Annotated in this window: 5 protein-coding genes and 1 pseudogene; 4 read left to right on the top strand and 2 right to left on the bottom strand. The window is 65.7% G+C overall.

Translation table 11 applies throughout. From position 1 onward, the window contains the following. The 4 genes from SB4_RS17375 to SB4_RS17360 all read left to right on the top strand — a co-directional run. The coding region (locus SB4_RS17375) for a response regulator (RefSeq protein WP_153003203.1) at nucleotides 1-207 on the top strand (207 nt) is incomplete at its 5' end. Between the two features lie 24 nt (nucleotides 208-231). Then, nucleotides 232-675, top strand: a complete 444-nt coding sequence (locus tag SB4_RS17370) for a chemotaxis protein CheW (protein WP_058717542.1) — start codon at nucleotides 232-234, stop codon at nucleotides 673-675. Between the two features lie 50 nt (nucleotides 676-725). Then, complete coding sequence (locus tag SB4_RS17365) at nucleotides 726-1,739, top strand: chemotaxis protein CheB (protein ID WP_058717541.1); 1,014 nt, start codon at nucleotides 726-728, stop codon at nucleotides 1,737-1,739. Continuing rightward, the gene (locus tag SB4_RS17360; RefSeq protein WP_058717540.1) at nucleotides 1,736-2,053 is read left to right on the top strand and encodes a hypothetical protein; all 318 of its coding nucleotides are present in this window, start codon (nucleotides 1,736-1,738) and stop codon (nucleotides 2,051-2,053) included. The genes SB4_RS17365 and SB4_RS17360 overlap by 4 nt, the downstream gene beginning before the upstream one ends. A gap of 28 nt (nucleotides 2,054-2,081) precedes the next feature. On the opposite strand, the gene SB4_RS17355 is transcribed toward SB4_RS17360, so the two are convergent. Further along, entirely contained in the window at nucleotides 2,082-2,579 is a 498-nt protein-coding gene (locus SB4_RS17355) for a helix-turn-helix domain-containing protein (protein ID WP_058753588.1), read from the bottom strand. A 260-nt stretch (nucleotides 2,580-2,839) separates the two neighbouring features. Then, nucleotides 2,840-3,370, bottom strand: a pseudogene (locus SB4_RS17350) (TonB-dependent receptor); the annotation flags it as partial.

The raw sequence follows: 3,370 nt of genomic DNA, 5'->3' as shown, positions 1-3,370 counted from the left end.
ATCAACATGCCGCGCATGGACGGTTTCGGCCTGATCGAGGCCCTGCGCCGTCAGCCCGGTCATCGCAACCTGCCGATCCTGGTGCTGACCACCGAAAGTTCGGACGAGAAGAAGGCACGCGCACGCGAGGCAGGTGCGACCGGCTGGATCGTCAAGCCCTTCAACCCCGAAAAGCTCGCCGCGGCCATCCGCCGCGTGCTGCACTGATCCCGTTCGGAGAGGAACACCGCCATGTCGCGTCAGCTCATCACCTTCCAGCTCGGCGACCAGATCCTGGGCGTCGACATCATGGCCATCCGCGAAATCCGCGCCTGGTCGCCTGCCACCCCGCTGCCCAACGTGCCCGCCCATGTGCGCGGCGTGGTGAACCTGCGCGGCGTGGTGCTGCCGGTGCTCGATCTGCGCCACCGGCTGGGCTGGGGCATCACCGATCCCAGCGCGCGACACGTCATCATCGTGGTGCGGATCGGCGACCAGCTTCAGGGCCTGATCGTCGACGCGGTCAATGACATCGTGACCATCCCGCCCGAGGCGATGCAGCCGCTGCCCGACATGGGCGATGCGACCGCGGCCCACTATCTGGAAGGACTGGCGACGATCGAGCAGCGCCTGATCCTGATCCTGGCGCTCGACCGGCTGACCGACAGCGTTTCGCTGACCGCCGAGGCAGCCTGATCATTTTCTCTGTATCGTGACGGCGTATCCGTCTTGGAAGGTATTGCGTAATGGCCGACGTAAAGGTTCTGGTGGTCGATGACTCGCTGACGATGCGGGTCCTCATCTCGGGCGCCCTCGAACGCATCAAGGGCGTGCAGGTGGTGGGAGCCGCCGACGGCGCGGCCGAAGCGCGCGAAATGGTCAAGCAATATCGTCCCGAGGTGATGACGCTGGACGTCGAGATGCCGGGTATGAGCGGGCTGGAATATCTGGCCGAGATCATGGATGAGCGGCCGATGCCGGTCATCATGTTCTCGACCCGCACCGCCGCCGGCGCGGCGGAATCGATCGAGGCGCTTCGGCTGGGCGCGATCGACTGTTTCCCCAAGCCCAAGGTGGCGGTCCAGTCCGAACTGGATGCGATCATCGGCAAGCTGGGCAAGCGGATCAAGTCGGCGCGCAACGCCGATCTGAAGCGGACCTCGGCCAGCACGCTGGGCCATGCCAAGAAGGTGACGACCGCGCCGATGGACTGGAACGGCCGCGTGCTGGCGATCGGGGCCGACGCCGCCAACACCCAGGCGCTGTTCGACCTGTTCCAGAATTTCCCGCCCAACTGCCCGCCGACGCTGGTCGTGCAGCAGATGTCGCCCGGGCTGTTGACCCCGATGGTCGAGCAACTGCGCGAACAGATCGCCCCCAAGGTCGTCGAAGCGACCGACGGCATGAAGGTGGAACAGGGCACCATCTATTTCGCGCCCCAGGGCGACACGCATATGGTCATCGACAGCTGGCCCGAAGGAACGATCCGCCTGCTCGCGCGCGAACCGGTGGCGGGCGAGCGTCCGTCCATCTCGCTGCTCTTCGCCTCGGTCGCCAAGGCGGCGGGCAGCAACGCGCTGGGCGTGCTGGTCGCGCTGGACGACGAGGACGGCGCGGCGGGCCTGCGCGCGATGATGGCGGGCGGTGCCTATGCCATCGGCCGCAACGGCACCGACTTCACCCTGTCCAAAGGCATGGCGTCGCAGCCGATTGCGGGCGCCGCGATCGCCGCCAATATCATGAAGCTGTGCAGCAAATGACCGGAAACGGAAAAGACGGGGGCGGCGCCCCCGGCCTCAGCCCGGGGCTGAGCCCCGCCCTGGCCCAGGCGCTGGCCGACGAGCTGGTCGAGCTGACCCACTCCTTGGCCGAGCTGGCCTATGAGCTGGGCAGCGACCCCGACACGCTGCGCCGCCACATGGTGAGCATCCAGTCGGTCGACCGGATCACCCAGGCGCAACTGGCCATCGCCGACATCCTGCGATCCGATGCGCCGACGGCGAACCGGATCGACGGCGTGACCCTGGAAACACTGGCCGATCGTCTGCGCAACAGGCTCGATCAGGCGGCCTGATTCACGCCCCCTGATCCCTGCCGGACGGTCAGGCGCCGAGGCGCGGATGGTCGCGAAGCGTCATCCGCTCGACCATCGGGCGAAGACCGGTCAGCCATTGCCGCACGCGGGCGCGGGTATCCTCGCTCAGGCTCAGCAGCGCCAGCCGACGATCGGTCGGATGCGGCGCGCTTTCGAACATGCCGTTCGACACCATCATGTTGATCCAGCGGACCGCCGTCGTGCGCGGGACCCCGGATGCGCGGTAGCAGGCACTGGTTTCCACCGGCCGCCCCGCCTCTTCTTCCAGAAACACGAACAACAGCATATCGAACGCCGGATCGGCGAACAGCTCTGCCTCGAAGAAGTGCCCGATCCCTTCGCGCGCCGAGCGGATGATCTGACCGATATCGGCAGGTGTGATCCGTGCCTCGGTTTCGCTGCGGACGAGCGATTCCAACAGCGCCAGTTCGTCGCGAATGCGGCGAAGGCGATCGTCGATCCCTTCCGGCGTTTCCCCCGCGCGTGCATCATAGCGGTCGCTCATGACCTCAGCACTCCGACCCATATATTGCTCCCCAGCCGTCAGAGTCTTGCGACCTGTCCGGCACCATCGAAACATATTCCGGTTTCGTCATGCCATCGCAATTCACTGTCGGGTGGGATGGCATCAAATTTATGGTAGGTTAACCAGAAACTTAATGGATCGATCCCGAATTCATACCGAATCGGACACTTTTTGGAAAACGCGATGCTGGCAAAGACGCGACTGCTTCGGGTCGCTTCGCAACAGAGTCATGTCCCCGGTCAGAAAAACAGCTTGCGGATCGACAGTCGCACGGTCCGCCCCAGCGGATCGAGATAGCCCGGCTGATATCCGATCGGCACGGTCCCGGTCGCATCCGTCACTCGCTGACGCTGGTTGAATACATTGTCGACCACCAGGCTGACGCGCGTGCCGCGCAGCCAGGGATGCTTCTTCAGCAACTCCAGCCGCTGGCCCAGATCGGCGAACAGGCGGAAGTCGAGCGTCGCCAGGCTGCCGAATTCCAGCGGCTGGGGATTGCCCGGCGTGCCGCCATTGACCCGCGTCGCGCTGCGCCAGTTGCCCGACAGCCGCATGCCGACGCCGTTATTCGCATAGCCCGCCTGCGCCTCCAACTGGTGTCGCGACGTGCCGCCGCTCGATCCGATCGCATCGCCGCGCAGCAGGTCCAGATCGGGGCCGCCATCGGCGACGATCACCCGGTCTGCAAAAGTCCAGGTATGGTAGAGCGCGAACTGTACCCGGCCGCCGCCGCCGCCACGCCCGCCGCCAAAGCCGCCACCCCGGAAGCC

Source organism: Sphingomonas sanguinis, from assembly GCF_001476905.1.
In the GTDB taxonomy this organism is placed as follows: Bacteria; Pseudomonadota; Alphaproteobacteria; order Sphingomonadales; family Sphingomonadaceae; genus Sphingomonas; species Sphingomonas sanguinis_B.
This window is presented reverse-complemented; position numbering and strand designations above follow the sequence as displayed.

Excerpts from the sequence above, each read along its gene's own strand:
- SB4_RS17370 (WP_058717542.1), top strand. The coding sequence starts at position 232 with ATGTCGCGTCAGCTCATCACCTTCCAGCTCGGCGACCAGATCCTGGGC.
- SB4_RS17365 (WP_058717541.1), top strand. The coding sequence starts at position 726 with ATGGCCGACGTAAAGGTTCTGGTGGTCGATGACTCGCTGACGATGCGG.
- SB4_RS17360 (WP_058717540.1), top strand. The coding sequence starts at position 1,736 with ATGACCGGAAACGGAAAAGACGGGGGCGGCGCCCCCGGCCTCAGCCCG.
- SB4_RS17355 (WP_058753588.1), bottom strand. The coding sequence starts at position 2,579 with ATGAGCGACCGCTATGATGCACGCGCGGGGGAAACGCCGGAAGGGATC.